Origin of the sequence: Microcoleus sp. FACHB-1515, assembly GCF_014696105.1 — a bacterium.
Classification (GTDB): Bacteria; Cyanobacteriota; Cyanobacteriia; order Elainellales; family Elainellaceae; genus JAAUTJ01.
This window is the reverse complement of sequence record NZ_JACJPO010000030.1, coordinates 93,689-118,615: the sequence shown is the minus strand read 5'-3', so window position 1 is coordinate 118,615 and position 24,927 is coordinate 93,689. Positions and strand designations below refer to the sequence as shown.

Below are 24,927 nucleotides of genomic sequence, written 5' to 3'. Positions count from 1 at the left end.
AAAGCTTCGAGCGCAGAATTTCTCTCAATTAGGCGAGGCGCGATCGCAACCAACCCCTGAAAACTCCGATGTTTTCGCCGCCTCATCTGCCTGAGGGCTATGTTACATTCTTAAGAGAAGGCAATATATCTTTTGGAATTGCTGCATGTTTACTAAGCAGGTTACTGACTCGAAGCCCTACCAGTGGTTTCAAGAGCGTCTCGAAATTCAGGCGCTAGCGGATGACGTAAGCAGTAAGTATGTGCCTCCCCACGTCAATATCTTTTATTGCTTCGGCGGCATCACCCTGACTTGCTTCTTGATCCAGTTTGCCACTGGATTCGCCATGACGTTCTACTACCATCCCACCGTCACAGAAGCGTTTGAATCGGTGCGCTATCTCATGACGGATGTGAGCTTTGGCTGGCTAATTCGCTCCATTCACCGCTGGTCGGCCAGCATGATGGTGCTGATGATGATCCTCCACACCTTCCGCGTCTACCTCACGGGCGGCTTCAAAAAGCCCCGCGAACTCACCTGGGTGACAGGCGTGATCCTCGCCGTCCTCACCGTTTCCTTTGGCGTGACGGGCTACTCGCTACCCTGGGATCAAATCGGCTATTGGGCGGTCAAGATCGTTTCGGGTGTCCCTGAAGCAATTCCGGTCGTCGGCCATCTGATTGCGGACTTGCTGCGCGGTGGCGATAGCGTCGGACAAGCCACGCTGACTCGCTACTACAGCGCTCACACCTTTGTGCTGCCCTGGCTGACTGCCGTGTTCATGCTGCTGCACTTCTTGATGATCCGCAAGCAAGGCATTTCTGGCCCCTTGTAAATTAAGAATTGTTGAAAGTGTATCTTTCGGTAGCAGAACGCAGCGCTGTACCTCCGGTACACTAAGTCAAATCGATAGCTGCAAGCTAGCCACTTCTTTTTCATCTCGATCCTTTAGAAGAGTCCTCAGAAGCTATGGCAACTGTGAAAAAGCCGGATCTGACCGATCCCGCACTGCGCGAAAAACTCAAAAAGGGCATGGGTCACAACTACTACGGTGAACCCGCTTGGCCGAACGACCTGCTCTACATCTTCCCGGTTGTGATCTTGGGGACGATCGCCTGCTGCACCGCGCTGGCCGTTCTTGACCCCGCTGGCGTGGGTGAACCCGCCAATCCGTTCGCAACTCCCCTGGAAATTTTGCCGGAATGGTATCTGTTCCCGGTCTTCCAACTGCTCCGCATCCTGCCGAACAAGCTGCTGGGTGTGGCCGCAATGGGTTCTGTGCCGCTGGGCATGATGCTCGTTCCCTTCATTGAGAACGTCAACAAGTTCCAAAATCCCTTCCGTCGTCCGGTTGCCACGACTGTCTTTCTGTTTGGCACACTCGTGACAATCTGGCTGGGTGTCGGTGCAACCTTCCCGATCGACAAGTCGCTGACCTGGGGCTTGTTCTAAGTTCCACTGCGGTTCGATCGATTTTTTCGCCTGTGTTGATTTTTGTGGGTGCGCGTGCAAGTGGTTTGACTTGTTTAGTCGCAACAGAAAGAACAACACGGGCGTTTTCACTTTCTCTGCTACGATTCATCGCTTCATGTTGAAAAGGCAGTCTGGCTTTCGGCAGATGATACGACGCGATCGATTGATAGTTCAAAGCAATATCTGCGTCCTCACCCAAGTGCAGGAATGGTTTGATCAGTTTTGTGCTCGATACACCACGCAGCTTTTTTGGCTCAAGCCACAGCTTTACCCGCTTAGCCTTGCCCTGACTGAAGGTTTCTCCAATGCGGTTCGGCACGCCCATCATGATCTGCCGATCGAAACGGCGATCGAAATCGACCTCGCGCTGTGGGACGATCGTTTTGAAATCCGCATCTGGGATCACGGCAAACCCTTTGACCCCAACCAGCTTGAAGAACCGAAACCTGGAACGCTGAGGCAAGGCGGCTACGGCTGGTTTTTACTGCGCCGCTTGGCCGACCAGGTGCTGTATGAGCGGGACGGAGACGAGCGCAACTGTCTGTTAATTGTGAAGTACCGGGCAACTCCGGCGCGATCGCCCGCTTGTGCAACCGGATAGCCCTAGCGGTGGCAGAATCCGCCGATCGAGTACGGCTATCTAATCTATCGCTGCTGCGATCGCTTCAGTAGACTAAGGATTAGGAGAGCGGCGCATTGGTCACGATCCGAATCGCCGTAAGTAAAGCTGTGAATCAAAATTTTAGAACGCTGCAAATCAATCTGGCTGGCCTGCGCTCCTGGCTAGTTTTGCTGGCCGTAATCTGGCTGCTGGGATCGATCGGTTTGGGCTGGCTGGTGAAATCGCTGGTCTTTCTGTTGGGGCTGCTGCTGCTGCTGCCAGCGATCGGATTTTTTGTGCTGCGCTGGTGGCTGAAGCGCAATCTGATTGAAGATGCTTGTCCGGTCTGCCAAACGCAATTTGTCGCGATGAACAACAGCGAGTTGCGCTGCCCGAATTGCAGTGAGCCGCTGACCATTCATCACGGACATTTTCATCGATTGACGCCACCGGGAACAGTGGATGTGGATGCGATCGAAGTTCCTGTTTCACAATTAGAGGATTAGATTCGCAAAAAAGGCAGTCGGAAGACTGCCTTTTTTGTATCTGTAAGTTCTGCCTAGACGGGAACTGCTTCAAGCTGCGTTTGAATCAGTTCGCGATATTGGCTCTTGGGTCGAATGCCTTTGAACTCGCTCACCAGCGCTTTGTCCTTGAAAAACTGCACGGTTGGGGTTCCCGTCACGCCTGCCGATTCTGCAATTTCGGGGTCTTGCTCAATATCAATTTCGACATAGTGGACGCGCCCATCAAACTCGTCGATTACTTTGCTGAGGATGGGTTTGAGCGTGTGGCAGGGGCCGCAGGTCGGAGAAGCGTATTTGACGATGATCAGGCGATCGCTGTCGTGATATAGCTTCCGCAAAGCGTAGCCGCCTTCGTGCCGAGTGCGATTCACGTCGAATTCCGAAGCTTGCTCTTCCTCAGATTTGTGATGCACTTCTGCTGCTGGACGCTCCGATTCTGTCTGGTGAAACTCCTGCACCAGATCGTGTGATGACAGCCAGCGTTCCGCCAGCATTGCCGCCATGCATCCGGTTCCGGCTGCGGTAATGGCCTGCCGGAATTCATGATCTTGCACGTCGCCTGCTGCGAAAACGCCTTCAATGTTGGTTTCGACCGATCCGGGCTTGGTGACAATGTAGCCAACGTCGTCAAGGTCGAGTTGACCTTGGAAGAGCGAGGTATTGGGCGTGTGGCCGATCGCGTAGAACAAGCCCTTGACGTGAAGCTGGCCTTCTTCTCCAGTTGCGTTGTTCTTAATGTGAATGCCTTTCATGTGGTCGGATTCGCCAAACACATCGAGAACGGCGGTGTTCCAGTGAACCGTGATTTTTGGATTGCTGAGGACGCGATCCTGCATAGCTTTACTGGCTCGCATCTTTTCGCCCCGCACCAGCAGATGCACGTGCGAACCATACTTCGTGAGATAAACGGCTTCTTCCGCTGCCGAGTCGCCACCGCCAATGACAGCCAGTTCTGCGCTGCGGAAAATTGGCGTTGCGCCATCACAAATCGCGCAGGCTGAGATGCCGCGACTCCAAAACTGATGCTCTAGCGGCAGTCCCAACCGCTTTGCCGTTGCGCCAGTGGCAATCACAACGCTGTGCGCCCGCACTTCGCGTTCTTCCGATCGAATCACAAACGGACGCTGGCTGAAATCGACGAACGTCACATCTTCCGTCACCAGTTCTGCGCCCCAGCGAATTGCCTGTGCCTTCATCCGATCCATCAGCATCGGGCCAGTGATGCCTTCCGGGAAGCCAGGAAAATTTTCAACCTCGGTGGTCGTCATAAGCTGTCCACCTGGCAGCCCGCCTGCTTGGTAGCCCTCAAACATAAAAGGTTTCAGGTTTGCTCGTGCGGCATAAATCGCGGCAGTGTAACCCGCTGGGCCAGAGCCAATGATTACCAAGTTCTCTATCGTTGGATTTGTCATGGGTCTAAGCAAACTCATAACGACTACGTTTAATACTGTAACAGAATATTTCAAGCCGCGCAAGGAGAAGCGATCGCCCCTCCTGCACCGCCACGTCATAAAAGCGCAGAAAAACCGCTGCTTGCAAGGCTGATCGAGCAACCGTTCCAGCCCGGACTTCTGTTAGGATAAAGGGCGGTATCAAAGGGAGTCGATCGCCCGTGACGGTGAAGCCAGCGTGGTTACGAGTCAAAGCGCCGCAGTGGGAGCGCGTCGGCACAGTCAAAGAAATTTTGCGCGATCTCGACCTCAACACCGTTTGCGAAGAAGCCTCTTGCCCCAACATTGGCGAATGCTTCAATCACGGCACGGCCACCTTTTTGATTATGGGGCCTGCCTGCACGAGAGCTTGTCCCTATTGCGATATCGACTTTGAAAAAAAACCAAAAGCGCTTGACCCGACCGAACCCGATCGCTTAGCCGAAGCCGTGCGGCGAATGCGGCTCAACCACGTCGTTGTCACTTCTGTCAATCGCGACGATTTACCCGATGGCGGCGCGACACAATTTCAGCGCTGCATCGAAGCCATTCGAGCAGCTTCGCCACGAACGACGATCGAAGTTTTAATTCCTGATTTGTGCGGCAACTGGGAAGCACTCGCGCAAATTCTCGCGGCGAAACCAGAAGTGCTCAATCACAATACCGAAACGATCGCCCGCTTGTATCGCCGTGTGCGTCCGCAAGGTGACTATGCGCGATCGATCGAACTGCTGCGTCGCGCAAGAGAAATCGCATCTGGGGTCTATACAAAATCTGGGCTAATGGTCGGTTTGGGCGAGACAGATGCCGAAATTGAGCAGGCGATGCGCGATTTGCGATCGGCAGACTGCGATATTTTGACGCTGGGGCAATATCTTCAGCCCAGTCCTAAACACTTGCCCGTGCAGGAATTTGTCACGCCCGATCGCTTTGCGGCATGGCAGCAGTTCGGTGAATCGATCGGCTTTTTGCAGGTGGTTTCTTCCCCGTTGACTCGTAGTTCCTATCATGCCGAACAGGTGCAGCAGTTGATGCAGCGCTATCCTCGCGCTGTGCAGCCATCTCCTGCGCTCCAATAAGGTCGGCTCGCACTGGAAGTCACAAAAGATTGTATATTTGACTACTTCTAGGGCTAGGCAGCGCTAGATCTTGTTCTAATGCTGTTGGAGAAGGCATCGAGTTTAGATGACACAAAGATGCTGTGATTTTCTCAGTAATCCTTGAACTCATGTGCTGCATGATACTTTGCTTTGAATCGATCGCAGTTATTTTCTTTACATCTTGTCTGAGCAGTACGTACTGCGATCGCGTCTGCCGCTCGGCCATTCTGTCAGCCCAGAAGCCGATTAATGCTCGTTCTTTTGCCAAACACTGCGTGGGATTGCGGTGTCTTCAGTCTCTTCGTGAAGTTTGAGTAAAGTGAAAAGTGCTTCTCTCGATCGCTGCGTAAATATGCGGTGAAGTTCGGTTGTGATTTTGATATCTTGATTTCCGGTTTGATTAAATGAAAACAAAATCAATTTGAGAACCTGAAAACAACTGATTAGATTCACTGTCTATTTGGCACTGAATCTAAACACTGAAAATCTCTGAGGATCGTCACGACAGCTCAATTCAGTTGGTTTCGCGATCGTGACGATCACCTGAAGCTTATTGCCTTTGTGCAGCTTCAGCATCAAGCACGTCAGGGGTATCGTCATTTCTTGAATGGCCCATCTAACAAACTAGCAGCGATCGCTGCTAGAAAGCTGGATTGAGTGAGTAGCGCTGGCAACTCGCTCACAAATGTCGATGCAGTTCTGATGCATAGGAGTTCATTACCGCAATGAGCAGCTTGGATTCGCAAATTGCCACCTCCATTCTTGACAAGATCGAGAATGCTGAGCCGCCACAAAGTAACAAGGGAGTCTTGCCTGAGCCATTGGCAAACACCGACTTACTCACTGGTGCTGTGGAAAACAAAGTGGTTAATTTCAGCGCTCCTGCTGCCAATGGTGGTTCCAGCACGACGATCGCCGTCGAAGTGCCAATTGCCGTCGAGAACGTCGTTGAGAACATTGTGACGGGTACAGACGGCAGCGATCGCCTGATCGGGCTGGCTGGCAACAACATTTTCCAACCGCGCCTCGGCTTCGATCAGGTCGTGGGCGGCGCAGGCATCGACACGCTGGTAGTCGATTACTGGCTCCAAGATGGTGCAGTACGAGGCGGTGGAGCAAGCGGGATCGTAACGCGATCGACCCCAACTGGAACCATTCTTGAGCGCGTTGAATACACCTCGATCGATCGCTTCCGCATTCGAGGGTCTAATCAAAACGATGACCTGCAAGGAAACAGTCTCGATGACACCCTTGACGGCAGCGCAGGCGACGATCGGTTGGAAGGCGGTGCAGGTGCAGATAGCCTGATCGGAGGCGAGGGCAGCGATACGACTGTGTACCGCAACTCCACCAGCGCAGTCACGATCGACCTGAGCACAGGCACGGCTACAGGTGGCGATGCCACAGGCGATCGGCTCGACTCGATCGAGAATTTGGTTGGCTCTCGTCACGCCGACAGGCTCACGGGCGATGGTCGTGATAACGTGATTGCGCCGCTGCTGGCATTTGCCGCAGGCGATCAGCCCGATTCGATCGATTTTGCAGACGGTGGCGAGGGCAGCGATTTGCTCATCCTCGACTATTCTGACGTTGTTGCCGAGAACGGACTGGAGCAGCTTGACCGCAGCACAAACGGCACGGGACGCTACGCGCTCACCATTCAAGGACAGCGCCAGCAAGTGCACTACGTCAACTTTGAGCGCTTTGAGATTACCGGAACCGCACAGAACGATCGCATCTACGGCGGCACGGGCAGCGATCGACTGGTGGGCGGAGCTGGAGACGATCTGCTTGATGGTGGCACGGGCAGCGACACTCTTTTAGGCGGCGCAGGCAACGACATCATCATTAGCCAAATGAGCGGCAGCAGCCAAATGAGCGGCAGCAGCCAAATGAGCGACTCACGATCGCTCGATCGCGCGGCAGTCAATCCTGTTGTCGTGCTGGATGGCGGGGCGGGCATCGATACGCTCTCGGTTGATCTCAGCCGCCAATCTGTCAATATTCTGCTTGATTCCCGTATCGATAACCTGTTTCTTCAGCTTGCAGACGGCACGCGCATTCAAAATTTTGAGGTGCTTGCCAACATTAATACAGGCAGCGGCAACGACACGATCGTCCAAACAGGCCGCGTGGACAACATCATTCATGCCGGAGCCGGAGACGACATCGTGAATCCGGGGGCAAGCCTCACAATCGATCAGGTAGACGGCGGGGCGGGCATCGACACGCTGGTGCTGAACTACGCTAGCGAAACCTTGAGACGCCTGAGCGTGAATGGCACTGTTTATACGCTTGAAAATTTAGATCAATCGACTGCATCGAGTGTTCAAACTACCAACTTTGAAACCGTGAATATTACAGGCACACCAAACAACGATTTGATTTCAGGAACGATCGGCAATGACATCCTCCTGGGTGGCAGCGGCAACGATACCATCAGCGGTCTGGGCGGCAACGATACGATCGATGCTGGAGCCGGAGATGATGTGGTGATCGCCGCAAATCGACCACCCGGTTTATTTGCGGCTCAAACCAACGATGTGCTGGTGCTCAATGGTGGAGCCGGGATTGATACGCTCTCGGTAAATCTGTCTCAAAAGCAAGGCCGGATCGTTTTTGACAGCACCAATCCGCAAATCCTTCAGCTTGCTGATGGCACTCGGATCAGCAGTTTCGAGATCTTTCAAGATATTTTGACGGGCAGCGGCAGCGATCGCCTCGTGCAAACAGGCGCAGTGGATAACCAGTGGGCAACCGGAGCAGGTGATGATTTTGTCAACTCCGGCTTGGGCAACGATACGGTCGATGGCGGCTTGGGAATCGATACGCTCTACCTCGACTACTCCAGCCTGGATGGAACGATCGAGCGCTTAGCAGACAGCTATCGTGTCACCAGTGCGGCAGGACGCAGTTTGACCCAGGTGAACTTTGCCAATTTCGAGCGCTTCACCGTGATTGGCACTGCCAACAGCGATCGACTGATCGGCGCAGCAGATGAAGACATCTTGCAGGGCGGCGCGGGCGACGACACCTTGAGCAGCGAAGCAGGAGACGATACGCTGACGGGTGGCCTTGGAAACGACATGGTAAACGGCGGTGAGGGCATCGATCGCCTCGTTGAAACTGGCGATGTCAATTTCACCGCCACCAACACCAGCTTAATCGGCTTGGGAAGCGATACCCTTGCTGGCGTTGAACAGCTTGTTCTCACAGGTGGACAAAGCAGTAATGTAATTGATGCTTCGGCCTTTAGTGGCGCAGTCACACTTGCCGGATTGGGCGGCAGCGATGTGCTGATTGGCGGCACTGGCAACGACAGTTTCAGAGGCGGATTGGACAACGATACCCTGCGCGGCGGCGCGGGCAGCGACACTGTGATCGAATCAGGCAATGTCAACTTTCTCCTCACCGATCAAAGCTTGAGCGGCATCGGACTCGACACGCTGGAGGGCATTGAGCAAGCAACGCTCACGGGTGGTGCAAGCGCCAATACGATCGATGCGTCCCTGTTTTCTGGAAGCGTAACGTTGAGCGGTGGTGCAGGCCACGATACCTTAATCGGTGCAACTAATTCGATCGGGCAGCCAATTTCGCAATACGCCAGTAGCGTGATCGCCGCGAGTTCCGAGTTTGGCAGCGGTTTTTGGTCGGCACAGCAGGCGCTGGGTGTTCCCGATGTGTTCAGCTTTGGTGACTCGCGGCAAGCTTGGACACCTGCCACTCGCGACGGCGGGATCGAACAGCTCACGGTTGGATTTGCCACACCAGTTCAAGCAGCAGGTGCTACCATTCGCCAAAACTCAGGAAATGGATTTGTCCGCAAAGTTGAAGTTCTCAACGTAGACAACACGTTTACCGAAGTGTGGCAGGGCGTCGATTCAAGCTTGTCAAATACAGTGTTTGATTTTCGGGTGGACTGGGCACCGACAAACAGTTTGGTCAAGGGTCTGCGGATCACGATCGATACCAACCACGACCCCTACGCCTGGGAAGAAATTGACGCCGTTCAGCTTCACGGCTTCACGGCGGCGATCGGCGATCGGCTGGAAGGCGGCACAGGCAGCGACATCCTCATTGGCGGCGCGGGTGACGATACGCTGGTGGGTGGGGCAGGCAGCGATCGTTTTGTGTTCAACAGCGTTCACGATGGCAGCGATACAATTTTGGATTTTGCAATTGCGAGCGACGTTCTTGATTTGCGATCGCTAATCGAGAACATGGGCTATGGTGGCAACACGCCGATCGCAGACGGCTACTTGCAGCTTGTGCAGCAAGGCGTCAATTCGCAGATTCAAATTGACGCAGATGGACGCGGCAGCCGCAGCAGCTTTACAACGCTGGTGACGCTTAACAACGTGAACGCAAATACTTTGGTGCGTGGCAGCAATTTACTGCTGTGAGTTTATGGTTTGAAGCGGTTTGAGACGGTTGCATCTACAGGACAAGAGATGATTCAATTAAACGGTAATCCGGTTCTCCAAATCGGCAATTCTCACTACGAGTCTCCGGAGCAAGGCACTGCGATCGTCAAATTGCAAAGGCTGTTGCGGCTGCACGGCTATCGACAGGTTGCGATCGACGGTGAGTTTGGTGCTCAAACGCAACAGGCCGTTTTGGATTTTCAGCAGCGGTGGCACTTGCCCACCAGTGGAATTGTGACGCCCGAAACTTGGCTGCTGCTTAGACGCAGTTTGATTCAGCCTGCGATCGAACTGCGTGAAGGTGAATGTTCGCGTGCGGTAATTGAGCTTCAGCATTTGCTACAGCTCCACGACTTCACCTATGTCATTGTCAACGGCTATTTTGGCGCGATGACCAAAGCTGCGGTGATGAACTTCCAAAAGCAGCAGGGGCTACAGGTCAACGGCATCGTCACGGCAGAAACCTGGGCAACGCTGCGACATTTGCCTTAACCGATCGCCCGCTGAGCATCTGCTACCGTTGCGCTGCCTGGAATGGCGCAGCGGCAATGGTGCACGCGCTTGTGCTGACATCGCGTATGAATATCGATCGGCTCAAGTGCGCCGCGCTGTGACTGCGTTGGGACAGCAAGTCACACCAGTGCGCCTTCTTGAGGACGATTCTTCTTGGATATTACAACCTTCTGAGGGTATTGCGGATAGGAGATTGAATCTTTTCATCTGTAAAAAGATTGTAAAAGCCAAGCGTTTTAAGTAGAAACAACAATTGTTTATAAACTGCCACGCGAGCTGAGCAAGTTATTTTTGATACCCATAGAAGCTGAAATTAAAAGATAATTAAGACCCTTAACAAGCAGAAAAATTTCTAATACAAAAGAGGTGGCTTCACAACCCCAATTCAAGATAAGTAAAATTTAGTTCAATCTCTGGCTTACAGACTCCAAAGCATTTGAGAAATCTGTCTTTTGAGGCAAGCTTTACTCAAAACAACAACAGTTTACCCAAAGTTATATTTGTCCAAGAAAAAAGAGACTTTGATCGATAAAAGCGAAGAAATACGAAAGCTGGAAATCAACCGTCGATCGCTTCAAGTGTTCACGCAGCAAATTGAATAGCCTGTTTCTAACAAAAATCAGCCTATTTCAATCAGATATATTGAGAGTCGCCTCACCTCCAAAAAGATGAAAACCTATTCTTGTTACGTTTTAGTATTAGCGCCTCCGACCGACGATGTTCGCGTCTTAGAAGGCCTGCTCACGCACTTGCAATGTCAAACGATTGTGGCGCGATCGACCGAACAAGCGATCGCGCAGGTACATGAAACCGTTCCCTGTCTGGTCATCCTGGCAGGACAGCAGCCGCACCAGTCGATTGCCAGCGAGCTACGCAATACAGAGATTTCCAGCAGCGCGACGATCGTGGCCTTGAGTGATTTTCACACACCCAACTGGAACTATGAAGACAACTCTGGACTCGACGGCTTTCTGGTCAAGCCAATGACGAGCGATGTCCTCACGTCGCTGGTGCAGTCGGCAAAGGTGCGGCAAACCTGCTCACAGGCAAGCTAACCGCAGTGGCAGAATAAAGGGATGGAAGTTGCTTCTTTTTTGCCTTATCTTTATCGTGTCTTGCAGCCGACGTTTCCAGATTGCCTCTGGGCAGGCACGTCCGATCGCCCGATCGTTGCCTTAACCTTTGATGATGGCCCGCATTCGCGCCACACGTCCGAATTAGTTGAAGTTCTCGATCGCCACTCGATCATCGCTAGCTTTTTCTGGCTGGGCATCTGTGTCGATCGCACGCCTGATCTGGCTCGCGAAATTTGGCAGCGCGGCCACTGGATCGGCCTGCACGGATATGACCATCGATCGTTTCCGCTGCTCAGCACCAGCGAATTGCAGCAGACTTTAGCGCAGACGCAGCGATCGATCGCGCAAGCTTGTCATCTGGATTTAGCCGACGTGCAGGCAAAAATTCGCGATGTACGTCCGCCCAACGGACTTTTCACTCCGCAGATTTTACGGCAGTTGCGCCAGTGGAACTATCGCCCCGTGATGTGGAGCGTGGTTCCCGAAGACTGGGTGCGTCCGGGCGTTGACAAAGTTGTGCAGCGCGTCCTCGCTCAGGTGTGCAATGGTGCTCACATCGTTTTGCACGATGGCTATTGCGGTGGCGAAGATGTGGCAGAAACCGTCGATCGCCTCATCCCCTGCTTGCTCGATCGCGGCTACGAGTTTGTGACGATCGACGAACTGTGGCAGGCTAGGTCGATCGCAGCTTGCGACGCGCCACCCAAAACAGAAACGACACCACGATAATCGCGGCAATCACCTTGGACACCGGAGCGAGATATTCATCGACGAGTTCGTAATTGTCGCCCAGGAAATATCCGGCAGCGGTCAGCAGCGTTGTCCACAGAACGGTTCCGATCGTGGAAAACACCAGGAACACGGGTAGATTCATGCCGCTAATTCCAGCAGGCAGCGAGATTAGCGTCCGCACACCGGGAATCAAGCGACCAATCAAAACCGCCTTGATGCCTTGTCGATCGAACCAGCGATCGGCGCGATCGATGTCCTTCCCGGTGACGGTGAGCCAGCGACCGTAGCGATCGGCCAAGTCGCGAACGCGCTCTGTGCCCAGAAAATGACCAATGTAGTACCAGGGCAACGCGCCCAAAACCGTGCCGATCGTTCCGGCAAGCACGGCCAGAAAAAAATTCATTTCGCCCCGCGCAACGGTAAATCCGGCCAGGGGCATGATCAGTTCAGACGGAATCGGCGGAAACAGATTTTCGAGAAACATCAACAGGCCAATCCCCCAATAGCCGAGGGAAGTCATGACATTGGTAATCCATTCCGCCATTAGGCAAGTCCTTGTGTGAATTGAAAAGTCGTAATTCGTAATTCGTAATTTGGGAGTCGAGCTTGCGGCTGTACCCAATTACGAATTACGAACTTCTAATTACAAATTACGTTCCTGCTGTCCAGGAATTGATGTACTCGGTTTGCTCTGCGGTGAGCGAGTCGATCGCAATGCCCATTGCTTGCAGCTTCAGGCGAGCGATCTCTTTGTCTACTTCGGTCGGAATTGAGTGCAATCCGGGCTGAAGCTGACCTTTGTTCTTGACCAGATATTCGCAAGCCAAGGCTTGGTTTGCGAAGCTCATGTCCATGACGGCGCTGGGATGGCCTTCGGCAGCGGCCAAGTTGACCAAGCGACCTTCGCCCAGAACAACGACCGATTTGCCGTTTTTCAGCTTGTATTCTTCGGTGAAGTTACGAGCCTGCTTGACTTCATTCGCCATTTCCTTGAGCGATTTCAGGTCGATTTCGATGTCGAAGTGGCCGGAGTTGCACACCATCGCGCCGTCTTTCATCGCCTCGAAGTGTTCGCCGCGAATCACGTGCTTGTTGCCCGTCACGGTGATGAAGATGTCACCCTGGGGAGCGGCGAGTGCCATCGGCAGAACGCGGAAGCCGTCCATCGTCGCTTCGATCGCCCGAATCGGATCGATCTCGGTCACGATCACGTTTGCGCCCATGCCACGAGCGCGGAGGGCCGTTCCCTTACCGCACCAGCCGTATCCGGCAACGACGATCGTTTTTCCGGCCAGCAAAATGTTCGTGGCGCGGATGATGCCGTCCAGCGTCGATTGGCCTGTGCCGTAGCGGTTGTCGAAGAAGTGCTTCGTGTCGGCGTCGTTGACGTTCATGGCAGGAAAGGTGAGAACGCCATCGCGCAGCATCGCTTGCAGGCGAACGATTCCCGTTGTGGTTTCCTCCGTTGTGCCGATCAGGTCGGCGATTTGGTCTTGGCGCTCTTGAATCAGCGTCGCCACCACGTCGCTGCCGTCGTCAATAATAATGTTTGGCTTGTGGTCGAGCGCGATGCGGACGTGGCGATGATAGGTGTCGTTGTCTTCGCCTTTTTGGGCAAAAACGGAAATGCCGTGATCGGCCACGAGGCTAGCGGCTACGTCGTCTTGAGTGGAAAGCGGGTTGCTGGCGATTAAGAGCGCATCGGCTCCGGCAGCTTTGAGGGCGATCGCCAGATGCGCGGTTTCGGTCGTGACGTGGCAGCAAGCAACCAGTCGAATTCCGGCTAAGGGTTTTTCTTTGCCAAAGCGCTCTTGAATCTGGCGCAAAACGGGCATTTCGCGGCCTGCCCACTCGATGCGCTGTTTGCCCAGCGGCGCGAGTGACAAGTCTTTGACATCGTGTTTAACAGTGGTGAAGGTCATGCCTGATTCAAATCCTTAAAATTTGTGGCGATAATTAACCTCTCTGAGCTTAACCGAAATTAATTCGGGCTGCTGCTGGCGATCGCATCTCAAACCTTGTGCTGTCCGACGATCGCAGCCAATTCACGAAGATTGCTGTGTCAAAAGGATCGATCGCCAGCAATGCGCTCACGGCAGCTTATGATCTGAAATGCCGCTAATTCTAAACAAATTGTGAAAGCGATTTCTCTGCTGGGTTCGACTGGCTCGATCGGAACGCAAACGCTCGACATTGTTGCCCAAAATCCCGATCGATTCCGCGTCGTCGGCTTGGCCGCTGGCCGCAATGTGGAAATGTTGGCCGCTCAAATCCGCCAGTTTCGCCCGCAGATTGCCGCGATTTGTGATGCGGATGCGCTGCCGCAGTTGCAAGACGCGATCGCTGATCTGGATGCGCCGCCGATTTTGCTGGCCGGATCAGACGGCGTGGTGGAAGTGGCTCGATATGGAGATGCGGAAGCGGTTGTCACCGGAATTGTTGGCTGTGCAGGACTGCTGCCGACGATCGCGGCGATCGAAGCGGGAAAAGACATCGCCCTTGCCAACAAAGAAACGCTGATTGCAGGTGGTCCGGTTGTTTTGCCGCTGGTGCAGAAGCACAAAGTTAAGCTGCTGCCTGCGGATTCCGAGCATTCCGCGATCTTTCAGTGTTTGCAAGGTGTACCGGAGGGCGGCTTGCGGCGCATTTTGCTGACGGCTTCGGGCGGGGCGTTTCGCGATCGACCCGTCGAGCAGCTCGCCTCGGTGACGGTGGCGGACGCGCTCAAGCATCCCAACTGGACAATGGGACGCAAAATTACGATCGACTCGGCCACGCTGATGAACAAAGGGCTTGAAGTGATCGAAGCGCACTATCTGTTTGGCGCAGACTACGACCAGATCGAAATTGTCATTCATCCGCAAAGCATCATCCATTCGCTGATTGAACTGCAAGATACATCAGTTCTCGCGCAGCTTGGCTGGCCGGATATGCGCCTGCCGCTGCTGTATGCGCTGTCGTATCCCGATCGCATCCCGACCGACTGGAAACCGCTCGATCTGGTCAAAGCGGGCGATCTCACCTTCCGCGAACCGGATCACGCCAAATATCCCTGTATGCAGCTTGCTTATGCTGCCGGACGCGCTGGCGGCTCGATGCCCGCCGTTCTGAATGCGGCGAACGAGCAGGCGGTTGAACTGTTCCTCAATGAGCAAATCGGCTTTTTGGATATTCCTCGCCTGATCGAGCAGGTGTGCGATCGCCATCAATCCGACAATCGCCCCGATCCCAGCCTCGACGACATTCTCGCTGCCGATCAGTGGGCAAGACAGCAAGTTTCGATGAGCCATTTTGCGATCGGAGCAGCCCATCCGGTCATCGAATTCACCTAGATCAAGTGTGTTTCTCGCGGCGAATCAGGCTGAGATAGTTTCCCAAAAAGGGTAGGCCAGCGATCGCCGGAAGTAAATAGCGAGACGTACACAGCAGTCCTAACGCGGCTGCCGTTGCTGGATTGAAATACGGCTGATAAAACAAAATCAAGGCTGCATCGCGAGTTCCAACTCCGGCAAAGGTCAGCGGTAGCAGTCCCGCCAAAATTGCCAGCGGTGCCAGCGCAAGATTGGCAAGAAACGGCGTCCATGCATTCAAAGCGAGGATGAAAAACCAGATTTGCAGCAGGTGCAGAAACCAAATGAAAACCGAGAGGCTGGCAACTCGCCACAGCCGCAAGCGATCGCGCCAAAAATGATTGTGCATCGCGTCCCAAGCGGTTTGTAGCTTGTCTAACTTTTTGCCAGAGACGATCTGGCGAGCAAGCTGAAAGGCGCTCAGGGCAATGCGGCGACTGGCGATCGCGCCCAGACCGATCGCCAATCCACCGACAACGGCAAACGTCATCAGCGCAAACAGCCAGTCGCGACGCGGATAGATCAGCAGACCGATCGCGCACCAAAACAGCAGCGACAGGAGATCACAGGCTTTCTCAAAAACGACCAGTGAAAGCGATTGCGCTCCGTCTAAGTTGGCTCGATTCCGTTCCCTCTGCGCTACGCGATCGCGCATAAAATACGCCTTGGCAATATCGCCCATCTTCGAGGGCAGCACCATATTTAGCGTACAGGCGGCGAGAATCAAGCGGTTTGATTCGCCCCATGCCAGCCTACCGGGACTGAGAATTTGCAGCCGCCAAGCCGTCAGTCCGGTGAGGGGAATCACCATGCCCAAGCTGATCAGCAGCCAGAAGCGATCGCCATTGGCAAACGCCCGCGCCAATCCCTGCACGTCAATTCGCCAGTAGATGACGGCCAAAATCGCCAAGCTGACGATCAGTGAGAGAAAGCGCTTCATGAATTCCGCCAGCTTGAGCGCACTTCGATCGCTTGGTTCAGTTGATAGCTTGCAGGCGCAATCAAAGCAGGCTGCAATTCTTCCAGGCTGAAGCTGTCCGCACTGGCAACGTGACGCAAATTTTGGCGCGGGCTGGGCGTGGCCGTTGAATTGGGAGAAGCGGCAAAGCGATCGATTACCTCAACGCCATCAGCGGAAATTTGCACGGTGCGATCGAACGGGACGCCTTGCGCTTGTCCTGTCCGAAAAATCATTTGCTGTTTGAGCAAGGGAATGAGGCGATCGCCCAATAGTTTCGCCAAAATTCGCAACAGGCCATGCTTGAGCGGGGTGGAAATGTGGAATTTGGATGCTTGACACGCGCCGGAAATGCGGATTGTGTCGGCGGATCGATCGAGCTTCCATTCGTCTGACCACCAGTTGCTTGTCCACAAATTTTTGCCGGAACGAATGCGCCAGCCAAAATCGACGATCGCCCCTTCCTGCCGATGAATCCGCACCAATCCGCCTTTTTTCGCCGCAACGTAAGCCGTCCAGGTTCGAGCGGGATTCCAGAAAATCCAGTAGCCGCAGCCTTCCAGCCAAATTTCGGATTCAGGTGAGGGAGCTTGCGGCGGCAGCATTTTTTCTAGATGGGGCAGAGCGCGAACGACGCTGGCGTAGATGTAGTGGCAGTGATAGCGATCGTCCGTCGCCCAGAGAAAATGCTGCGGTTCATCCGCATTCGCAAACAGCGTTTCGACGAGCCAAGAGGCGATCGGATTTCTTGCCGCCGCCCGCACCAAGCCATACGGTACGACGTAATCGGTGTTGCGACAGTTCAGCGTTGAGGGCAGTTTGCCATCTGCGCCGACCAAGCGCGACAGGAAAGTGACGGCGCGATCGATCGCTTCGATGGCGCGATCGTCCTGCGTCACGTCGTAATAGTCCGTCAACGCATCCAGCGTCACCGCCAAATAGCCGAAGTCGGGGCCACCGTATTCATAAAACCAGCCTTCCGGGTGCTGACTGGCGAAGAGGCGATCGGCGTGGGGTTTGACTTGTTCCGGCGAAATCAGCGACAGTTTGGCCGCCAGCGCCAAGCCCGCCAAGCCCGCCGCCTGCTGATTCATCGCTTTCGACTCGACGCGATCGGCCAAATGTTCCGCCAACCGTTTCAGCGGTTGCCAGTCGATCGAATCTCGTAAATGCAAAGGCCACTGCGTCAACACGCGACCAGCGGCGTACAGTCCAAAGGCGGCAGCGGGATAGCTGCGCTCAAACGGGTAGTATTCATCCACGCCGCCCGATCGATCGACCTGTCTTCCCAGCGCATTCACAGCGGCAACGCACCACGATTCGATCGTTTCTGGTTGAACATCGGCCAGCAGATCACCTTGCCGAACCGCATCGATCGCAAACACGCCCTGCTGCAAAATCGATGAGGGAAAATCGCGGATTTTGTAGTGCCAATAGTTGCGATCGAAACAGCCGAACGTGGGCGAATTTGGGTCGCGATCCATCTGCGTCAGAACGCGCCTCAGTTGGGCATTGGCATAGCGGTGAAGTTGAATCGACAGGTCAGGCATCGATCGCAGTACAGGGTTTGCCCAAACAGGCTAACCTGTCGCCTGTCGGTAAGTAAACTGGGCAAGCTTGCTTTTGGTTGCCCGGTCGAGTAGCTTGAAAGGATTCTGACCGCCAAGTTGTGCTGTAGCAAAAGCAAGTTTCAAAGCTAAATTATCGATCGAATTCGCCATGAATGGAAAGCGAATTGTTGCTTATTGCAGCGGAAGTGTGATTTTGGCGATCGCCTTCTTCGCCTATATGGAATTTATTTATATGTTGGGTTTTCCAGATGGATTTGTCTCGGAACTGCAATTGATTCAACGAAATTTCGCTTATGTATTAATCGGCGTCAGCGTTGGTTTCAGTTTCTATTTTTTCTGGTTGGGTGCGATCGCGTCTCGCAGACAGATTAGCAAGCCGCTATTGGATGCGATTGTTTTGTATCTCTTATTTATTATCAGTATTGCCTTGATCTACGATCACTATCGCCTGCGTTGAATCAACAGCGCGATCGCCCAAAAAATCAGGGATGTCCAATGGCGGCATCCCTGATTTTTTGGTATGAGGTTGTGATAGTTAAGGCGCGATCGCGCCCAAAGCTCTACCAGGAGTGGGGAGTGTGATCGATCTCCCTAAATCCCCCTTAACAAGGAGGACTTTGAGGAGTGGTTCGGCTCCCTCCTTAAAGAGAATTGGGCAGGATCAAACGACCTCAAACCGCGCCCTAGTCTTTGCCTGTGATTCTTTCGAGCGCTTTTTCGACTTGGTCTTGCGCGGTCACGGCTTCTTCTGAATTTTCAGTTGTGCTGAATTTCTCCAGATCTGAATCCTCCTGGACTTCATTTAAGCCATTGTTAGCCGCTTCGGTCGTGGCTTCTCCACCCGGAGGGCCACCTTTGAGTGCATCTTCAGAGCGCTCGTAGATGTTGTTGATCGGCGCTTCACCTTCACGAGGATCGCTCTTGGGAGCGCTGATTGCCAATGCCGGAAATGCATAGGTAAAAAATACAACCGTAGCAACAAAAGCCGCTAGCAAAAAGCGCAGCGGACGCAGTTTAGATAGAGTCGATCGCATAGACATTATGGTTTACCTCCAAGCTTTGTATCGGAGAAATCACGAATGTCTTTTTATAACCCGAATCTCGATCGCTCCGTATCGACCTGAAGAATGAGCTTGCTAGCACAAGCTCGCCGAGCGTACCCTATCTTCAGACAGATTCATCTAAAGTTTTTTTGCAAAACTGATATGAATTCGACCCTTTCTGCTATCGGTTCCTAACAAAATAGATTAGTCTTGACAAAACGCAAATTCACGCGCCAACTCCCAAGGGCCATTCAAATAGCGCCATAGCAGCAGACCTTCACCGATCGCCTCCGACTGCTTCCAGCTTGCCGCCAATTCCTGATAAAGCTGTTTTGCTTCCTCCGGTGAAACTTTGTTTTGAATCGTCACATGTGGCCTGTATTTCTGCTGGTCTTGGCGCGTCAGCCAGATTTGCCAGTCGGCAGCAAGGCGTTGATGCAAGTGCAACAAATCAGGCGCGTCAATTTCAGCCGCGACACCTTTGCCGAGCGATCGCACAGTGGGAAATTTCAGCTTGATTAATTTCGTCTGAGCACAAACGGTTTCGAGGTGCCGCTCGATCGTCTCAGCTTGATCGCCCGGAAGCGCATGAAACAGCGTGATGTGGGCAGGCAAAAAGTTTCGCGCTGGCGGAAAGTGACGCTGGCGCAAATCGTTGAGGCGATCGAACGCGGCGCGATCGAGCTTGAGTGTCAGAATCAGCGGGGGTGAAGTCATGAGCAGGCAAGTCGCAATAGATCTTTATTTTTCACGGTTCGATCGCCCAAATCCTCCTCCGGGCGTTTCAATGATGAACCTGTCACCTGGATGCATTTGAATTTTGGCTTTGCTGGGGAGAAGTTCGATCGATATCCGTCCTGCTGCTGAACCGTCCTGATTAGCTCGATCGCAGCCGTTCGGTTTACTGCTAATTCACCCGCTCTCTTGCCATGCTATCCTAGAGAAGTTGTCTAAAAACCCACACATCCGGGGTTTCGGGTGTTTTTCGGCTTTTTGTAGCTTTGAAAAATACGCCCGGATGGAAGGATTAACCCGAAAGGAGTTTCAGTTCATGCCCGTTGTTTCATTGGCTCAACTGCTTGAGTCAGGCGTCCACTTCGGCCACCAAACCCGCCGCTGGAATCCGAAGATGGCTCCGTATATCTACACCGCCCGCAACGGCGTTCACATCATTGATTTGGTGCAAACCGCGCAACTGATGGACAACGCCTACAACTATTTACGGACGGCTTCCGAGCAAGGCAAAAAAGTTCTGTTCATCGGCACGAAGCGGCAGGCAGCAGGCATCATCGCCCAAGAAGCGTCGCGCTGCGGCTCGTACTACGTGAACCAGCGCTGGCTGGGCGGCATGTTGACGAACTGGGCGACGATCAAAACGCGAGTCGATCGCCTCAAAGACCTCGAACGTCGTCAGGAAACCGGAGCGCTCGATTTGCTTCCCAAGAAAGAAGCTTCGACGCTGCGCCGCGAACTGGAAAAGCTGCAAAAGTACTTGGGTGGCATCAAGAACATGCGGAAAATTCCCGACATTGTTCTTTTGGTTGACCAGCGCCGCGAATACAACGCCGTTTCTGAATGCCAAAAGCTGGGAATTCCGATCGTCTCGCTTCTGGATACGAACTGCGACCCTGATACGGTTGATATTCCGATTCCCGCCAACGATGACGCAATTCGATCGATCAAGCTGATCATTGGTCGGCTGGCAGACGCGATCAGTGAAGGGAAAGGGATTCACGGCCAGTCTGATACCGAAGAAGAATACGACTACGAAGGCGCAGAAGAAGAATACGACTACGAAGCTGAGTTTGCGCCGGAAGACGAGGAAGCCGAAAGCTAGTTTGATTTGGGATGAGTTTTGCGCGTCATGACTCATCCCCAGCGATCGCGTCACACTAAAAATTTGAGAGAGTGATTGAGACAATGGCAGAAGTAACCGCAAAATTAGTGAAGCAACTGCGCGACGAAACAGGCGCAGGCATGATGGACGCGAAGAAAGCCCTGATTGAAAACGAGGGCGACATCCCCAAAGCGAAAGAATGGCTGCGGCAAAAAGGCATCACCTCGGCTGAGAAAAAAGCAGGCAAGGTTGCGGCTGAAGGCTTGGTCGGCAGCTACATCCACACGGGCGGACGAGTCGGCGTTTTGGTGGAAGTCAACTGCCAAACGGATTTCGTCGCTCGCAACGAAGCCTTCAAGGAACTGGTGCAAAACATCGCCATGCAGATCGCTGCTTACTCGAACGTGGAGTATGTGCGCGTCAGCGATATTCCGGCTGAAATTGTCGAGAAGGAAAAATCGATCGAAATGGGTCGCGAAGACATGGCAAACAAGCCGGAAAACATTCGCGAAAAAATCGTCGCCGGACGGATCGAAAAGCGCCTCAAGGAAATGACGCTGCTCGATCAGCCCTACATCCGCGACCAGAGCATCACGGTCGAAGACATGGTGAAGCAAAGCATCGCGCAGTTGGGCGAAAATATTCAAGTCCGCCGCTTTGCCCGCTTTGTCCTGGGTGAAGGCATCGAGAAAGAAGAATCCGACTTTGCCGCAGAAGTGGCCGCGCAGACGGGCGGTTAAGTTGCGGTTTCGATCGCTTCCCAAAAGACAGGTCATCTTCCGGCCTGTCTTTTGCTGTTTTTAATTGACTCAAAACTATGGCTTCAGTCGATCGAATCAAAAGCGAAATTGTCCAGCTTGAACAGGCAACGCAGGCGATCGCCCAAGAATTTCGCGATGCCTACACGCAGTACCTCACGGCTTTAGCCAAGGCAATGCAGCAGCAGCTTATTCTGGCGAGCTTTCGGCTGTGTACGCAGGGCTATCCCGATCGCTTTCTCAAGCTTTCCTTTGATGAGCGACAACGGCTTCAGCAGGCATTGCGGCAGGTTGGGCAGCAGGCGATCGAGCAGTTGATGTTGCCGCTGCAAGAGCCGTCATCGGCTCCAGAATTTGATCAAACGGAGGATGACGACGAGTTTGATGAGATGCTGTTTGTGCCGCAGGCAGACGATCGAGATCAGGACGAAGCGGAAGCAGACGAAACGAGCGAAGCAGACGAAGATGCGGCTGAAGATGACGAATTGCTGGAAGTCACCATTTTGCAGTTGCGCTTTGACGAGCCGATTCCGCCGAAAGCGCTTCAGCAGTGGCGCGAGGGCGTCGAGGCAAATGTGGCGATCGTGCTGCAAACAATTTCTCAAGCTGCTAATCGGCTATTGCATCAAGCCAAAATTCTGCCCAAGCCCTTGCCGCCCGTTTTGGAAGTGGCGGCGCAAACCGGAATTGTGGCTGAATCAGCCAGCAGTACGCCGAATCTGCTGAATCTGCTGATCGATACGGGCGGAGAAGCGGAAACGAAGATGACGCAGATTATTGCGATTCGACTGCGGCTGGCGGAAATTGAATTTGCCGAGCCTGCTTTGACAAATGGGCGATCGCAAATTCGCGCACTGGTTGCCCGCTTGCAGCAGCTAGAGCGCAACTATCGCAAAAAACAGCGCGATCGCGCCGTTGCCGAAGCCGAAGCCGCATGGCGATCGGCGTGGTATGAGGAATAATTGAAAAGACATCTTTGCTGCGATTCGCATGGACTGGTCACGGCTGCAAAATGCGCTTTCCTATGAGGTCGATCACGGCTTCAGCGATGTGCTGGGCACTCGCTATCGCTTCAGCGAATTCCTCAGCCTCAGCTTGAAAGAGCCGCCTGCCGAACTTCCTAGGGTCGAGCAAGAACGCTTGCAGGAAATCAGCGATCGCTTTGCCCGCTATCCCGACCTGACCGAAATCGAACGCCGCCACCTCGTCGCCAATGCCAGACGCGCCCTGATGCACTCGCAGCGACTCGTCGAAACCAAGGCGGAAGTGCAGACGGATCGATCGCGAAGCGCTCCCGGAACGGTATCGCGCAGCGCAGAGGAAACGGTATCGCGCTATCGCGCCAAAGAAGCGACTGTACGAACGACGGCGCTAGCCGATGCCAGTCGTCATGTTGAACTCGATTGGGCTGTCACATTCTTACCGGGAATTGGACCAAAAAATAGCGAAAAGCTGGCAAAACTCAATCTGTTCACCGTCCGCGATCTGCTCTACTACTATCCGCGTGACCACATTGATTACGCTCGTCAGGTCGATATCCGAGAGGCGAAAGCGGGAGAAACTGTAACCTTGGTTGCCGTCGTGAAGCGCTGCACCTGCTTCAACAGCCCGCGCAATCCAAAGCTGACGATTCTGGAATGGCTCTTGCGCGATCGCTCCGGCTCAATCAAAATCAGCCGCTTCTATGCCGGAACGCGCTATCAAAATCGCGGCTGGCAAGAGCAGCAAAAACGCCAATATCCACCGGGAGCGATCGTGGCCGCTTCCGGCTTGGTCAAGCAAACGAAGTACGGCTTGACGCTGGACGATCCGCAGCTTGAGGTGATTGATGCGGAAGGTGGATCGATCGATTCGCTCAAAGTCGGGCGCGTCGTTCCCATTTATCCTTTAACTGAAGGCGTTCCTGCCGATCTTGTGAGAAAGGCTGTGGTTGCCGCATTGCCTGCGGTTCAGCAGTTGCCGGAAGCCTTGCCGGAAGTTTTGCGCCAGCAAAATGGGCTAATTGGGATTCAAGAGGCGATCGCGCACATTCACTTTCCGCCGGATTCCAAGGCGCTCGATCGTGCCCGCCATCGCCTGATTTTCGATGAATTTTTCTACCTCCAGCTTGGCCTTCTCCAGCGACGCAGACAGCAGCGACAGGAACAAACGAGTGCCGTCCTCGCGCCCACTGGAAAACTGCTCGACGAGTTTTACAACGTCCTGCCGTTTGCCTTGACGGGCGCACAACAGCGCGTCATCAACGACATTTTGAACGACTTACAAAAACCTGTACCGATGAATCGTTTGGTGCAGGGCGATGTCGGTTCGGGAAAAACCGTTGTCGCAGTGGCGGCAATTCTGGCGGCGATTCAGTCCGGCTATCAGGGGGCGTTGATGGCTCCGACTGAAGTGTTGGCCGAACAGCACTATCGCAAATTAGTCGAGTGGTTCAATCGTCTGCATCTACCCGTCGAACTCTTGACCGGATCGACCAAAACCGCCAAACGTCGCGAAATTCACAAGCAGCTAGAAACGGGTGAACTGCCGCTTCTCGTCGGAACGCACGCGCTAATCGAAGATCCCGTCAAGTTCCAGAAACTCGGACTGGTCGTGATCGATGAGCAGCATCGCTTTGGTGTGCAGCAGCGAGCCAAATTGCAGCAAAAAGGCGAACAGCCGCATGTTTTGACAATGACCGCAACGCCGATTCCGCGTACCTTAGCGCTGACGATGCATGGCGATTTAGACGTCAGCCAAATTGACGAACTGCCACCCGGACGCAAAGCGATTCACACAACCGTCTTGGCGGCTCGCGATCGCACCCACGCCTACGATCTGATCCGCCGCGAAATCGCCCAAGGCCGCCAGGTTTACGTGGTTCTACCTCTGGTTGATGAATCAGAAAAGCTCGATTTGAAGTCGGCGATCGAAGAACATCAGCGCTTGCAGGAAGCCATTTTCCCCGAATTCAAAGTCGGATTGCTGCACGGACGGATGACGAGTGCAGAGAAAGATGAAGCGATCGAGCAGTTTCGCCAAAATCAAACGCAAATTCTTGTTTCTACCACAGTCGTCGAAGTGGGCGTGGATGTCCCGAATGCAACCGTGATGCTGATTGAACATGCGGAACGGTTTGGACTGTCGCAGCTTCACCAGTTGCGCGGGCGCGTCGGACGCGGCGGAGCGCAATCGTTCTGTTTGCTGATGAGCAGTTCCAAAGCGGAAACCGCGCAGCAGCGTCTGAAGGTACTGGAGCAGTCGCAAGATGGGTTTTTCATCTCTGAGATGGACATGCGCTTTCGGGGGCCAGGGGAAGTGCTGGGAACGCGCCAGTCGGGTTTGCCGGATTTTGCCCTCGCGAGTCTTGTTGAAGATCAAGATGTGCTAGAACTGGCGCGGACTGCGGCGGAACAAGCGATCGCCCAAGATGAAACGCTAGAAAGCTGGCCGGAGATGCGTTCAGAACTCGCCTACCGCTATCGCAAACTTATGGGCGGCGCAATCCTCACTTAGGGGTTAGGGGTGGAGGTGATTCGCCGCGATCAATCGATTGACTTTCATCCGGCTCAGTCC

General features: G+C 53.8%; 23 protein-coding genes. 15 read left to right on the top strand and 8 right to left on the bottom strand.

Annotation, left to right across the window (positions count from 1 at the left end; all coding sequences use genetic code 11):
- The first annotated feature begins 145 nt into the window (after window positions 1-145).
- From petB to H6F67_RS10745, 4 genes are all read left to right on the top strand, one after another.
- On the top strand, window positions 146-814 hold the full coding sequence (petB, locus tag H6F67_RS10760; protein WP_190766152.1) for a cytochrome b6: 669 nt from the start codon (window positions 146-148) through the stop codon (window positions 812-814).
- A gap of 134 nt (window positions 815-948) precedes the next feature.
- On the top strand, window positions 949-1,431 hold the full coding sequence (gene petD / locus H6F67_RS10755) for a cytochrome b6-f complex subunit IV (protein ID WP_190766150.1): 483 nt from the start codon (window positions 949-951) through the stop codon (window positions 1,429-1,431).
- Between the two features lie 136 nt (window positions 1,432-1,567).
- Window positions 1,568-2,053, top strand: a complete 486-nt coding sequence (locus H6F67_RS10750; RefSeq protein WP_242020590.1) for an anti-sigma regulatory factor — start codon at window positions 1,568-1,570, stop codon at window positions 2,051-2,053.
- 128 nt (window positions 2,054-2,181) lie between these two features.
- Window positions 2,182-2,559 (top strand): hypothetical protein, encoded by a 378-nt coding sequence (locus H6F67_RS10745; RefSeq protein ID WP_190766149.1) that lies wholly within the window; start codon window positions 2,182-2,184, stop codon window positions 2,557-2,559.
- A 53-nt stretch (window positions 2,560-2,612) separates the two neighbouring features.
- Here H6F67_RS10745 and trxB read toward each other — a convergent pair whose 3' ends face one another.
- A complete protein-coding gene (trxB, locus tag H6F67_RS10740; RefSeq protein WP_190766147.1) occupies window positions 2,613-3,992 on the bottom strand; it encodes a thioredoxin-disulfide reductase in 1,380 nt (459 codons plus the stop codon).
- 179 nt (window positions 3,993-4,171) lie between these two features.
- On the opposite strand from trxB, the gene lipA reads away from it, so the two are divergent.
- From lipA to H6F67_RS10715, 5 genes are all read left to right on the top strand, one after another.
- Window positions 4,172-5,089: a lipoyl synthase gene (gene lipA, locus H6F67_RS10735; RefSeq protein WP_313926801.1), complete on the top strand. Its 918-nt coding sequence runs from the start codon at window positions 4,172-4,174 to the stop codon at window positions 5,087-5,089.
- Between the two features lie 746 nt (window positions 5,090-5,835).
- Entirely contained in the window at window positions 5,836-9,513 is a 3,678-nt protein-coding gene (locus tag H6F67_RS10730; protein ID WP_190766143.1) for a type I secretion C-terminal target domain-containing protein, read from the top strand.
- Window positions 9,514-9,561: 48 nt separating this feature from the next.
- Entirely contained in the window at window positions 9,562-10,026 is a 465-nt protein-coding gene (locus H6F67_RS10725) for a peptidoglycan-binding protein (RefSeq protein ID WP_190766141.1), read from the top strand.
- A gap of 689 nt (window positions 10,027-10,715) precedes the next feature.
- Entirely contained in the window at window positions 10,716-11,102 is a 387-nt protein-coding gene (locus tag H6F67_RS10720) for a hypothetical protein (protein WP_190766138.1), read from the top strand.
- A 21-nt stretch (window positions 11,103-11,123) separates the two neighbouring features.
- Window positions 11,124-11,852, top strand: coding sequence for a polysaccharide deacetylase family protein (locus H6F67_RS10715; protein WP_190766136.1), 729 nt, complete (start codon window positions 11,124-11,126; stop codon window positions 11,850-11,852).
- On the opposite strand, the gene H6F67_RS10710 is transcribed toward H6F67_RS10715, so the two are convergent.
- Together H6F67_RS10710 and ahcY are read right to left on the bottom strand one after the other, a co-directional pair.
- The gene (locus H6F67_RS10710; RefSeq protein ID WP_190766134.1) at window positions 11,797-12,399 is read right to left on the bottom strand and encodes a DedA family protein; all 603 of its coding nucleotides are present in this window, start codon (window positions 12,397-12,399) and stop codon (window positions 11,797-11,799) included. The two genes, H6F67_RS10715 and H6F67_RS10710, sit on opposite strands and share 56 nt — an antisense overlap.
- A gap of 106 nt (window positions 12,400-12,505) precedes the next feature.
- Entirely contained in the window at window positions 12,506-13,777 is a 1,272-nt protein-coding gene (gene ahcY, locus H6F67_RS10705) for an adenosylhomocysteinase (protein ID WP_190766132.1), read from the bottom strand.
- Between the two features lie 213 nt (window positions 13,778-13,990).
- Between ahcY and dxr the strand changes: the two genes are divergently transcribed.
- Window positions 13,991-15,187: a 1-deoxy-D-xylulose-5-phosphate reductoisomerase gene (dxr, locus tag H6F67_RS10700; protein WP_190766130.1), complete on the top strand. Its 1,197-nt coding sequence runs from the start codon at window positions 13,991-13,993 to the stop codon at window positions 15,185-15,187.
- Window position 15,188: 1 nt separating this feature from the next.
- Here the strand turns inward: dxr and H6F67_RS10695 are convergent, their stop codons facing one another.
- Genes H6F67_RS10695 through H6F67_RS10685 form a run of 3 tightly spaced genes read right to left on the bottom strand, consistent with a single transcriptional unit; the run spans window position 15,189 to window position 17,884 of the window.
- A complete protein-coding gene (locus H6F67_RS10695; RefSeq protein ID WP_190766128.1) occupies window positions 15,189-16,145 on the bottom strand; it encodes a lysylphosphatidylglycerol synthase transmembrane domain-containing protein in 957 nt (318 codons plus the stop codon).
- Window positions 16,142-17,713: a hypothetical protein gene (locus H6F67_RS10690; RefSeq protein WP_190766126.1), complete on the bottom strand. Its 1,572-nt coding sequence runs from the start codon at window positions 17,711-17,713 to the stop codon at window positions 16,142-16,144. The genes H6F67_RS10695 and H6F67_RS10690 overlap by 4 nt, the downstream gene beginning before the upstream one ends.
- A gap of 30 nt (window positions 17,714-17,743) precedes the next feature.
- Complete coding sequence (locus H6F67_RS10685) at window positions 17,744-17,884, bottom strand: hypothetical protein (protein ID WP_190766124.1); 141 nt, start codon at window positions 17,882-17,884, stop codon at window positions 17,744-17,746.
- Between H6F67_RS10685 and H6F67_RS10680 the strand changes: the two genes are divergently transcribed.
- Window positions 17,883-18,191, top strand: coding sequence for a hypothetical protein (locus tag H6F67_RS10680; RefSeq protein ID WP_190766122.1), 309 nt, complete (start codon window positions 17,883-17,885; stop codon window positions 18,189-18,191). The two genes, H6F67_RS10685 and H6F67_RS10680, sit on opposite strands and share 2 nt — an antisense overlap.
- Window positions 18,192-18,417: 226 nt before the next feature.
- Here H6F67_RS10680 and H6F67_RS10675 read toward each other — a convergent pair whose 3' ends face one another.
- Window positions 18,418-18,774: a hypothetical protein gene (locus H6F67_RS10675; protein WP_190766120.1), complete on the bottom strand. Its 357-nt coding sequence runs from the start codon at window positions 18,772-18,774 to the stop codon at window positions 18,418-18,420.
- Window positions 18,775-18,981: 207 nt separating this feature from the next.
- Window positions 18,982-19,494, bottom strand: a complete 513-nt coding sequence (locus H6F67_RS10670) for a 2'-5' RNA ligase family protein (protein ID WP_190766118.1) — start codon at window positions 19,492-19,494, stop codon at window positions 18,982-18,984.
- A 334-nt stretch (window positions 19,495-19,828) separates the two neighbouring features.
- On the opposite strand from H6F67_RS10670, the gene rpsB reads away from it, so the two are divergent.
- The 4 genes from rpsB (at window position 19,829) to recG (ending at window position 24,867) form a co-directional block, all read left to right on the top strand.
- Window positions 19,829-20,614: a 30S ribosomal protein S2 gene (rpsB, locus tag H6F67_RS10665; RefSeq protein WP_190766116.1), complete on the top strand. Its 786-nt coding sequence runs from the start codon at window positions 19,829-19,831 to the stop codon at window positions 20,612-20,614.
- 83 nt (window positions 20,615-20,697) lie between these two features.
- Entirely contained in the window at window positions 20,698-21,354 is a 657-nt protein-coding gene (gene tsf, locus H6F67_RS10660) for a translation elongation factor Ts (RefSeq protein ID WP_190766114.1), read from the top strand.
- A 77-nt stretch (window positions 21,355-21,431) separates the two neighbouring features.
- On the top strand, window positions 21,432-22,334 hold the full coding sequence (locus tag H6F67_RS10655; RefSeq protein ID WP_190766112.1) for a hypothetical protein: 903 nt from the start codon (window positions 21,432-21,434) through the stop codon (window positions 22,332-22,334).
- Window positions 22,335-22,362: 28 nt separating this feature from the next.
- The gene (gene recG / locus H6F67_RS10650; RefSeq protein ID WP_190766110.1) at window positions 22,363-24,867 is read left to right on the top strand and encodes an ATP-dependent DNA helicase RecG; all 2,505 of its coding nucleotides are present in this window, start codon (window positions 22,363-22,365) and stop codon (window positions 24,865-24,867) included.
- Window positions 24,868-24,927 lie beyond the last annotated feature (60 nt).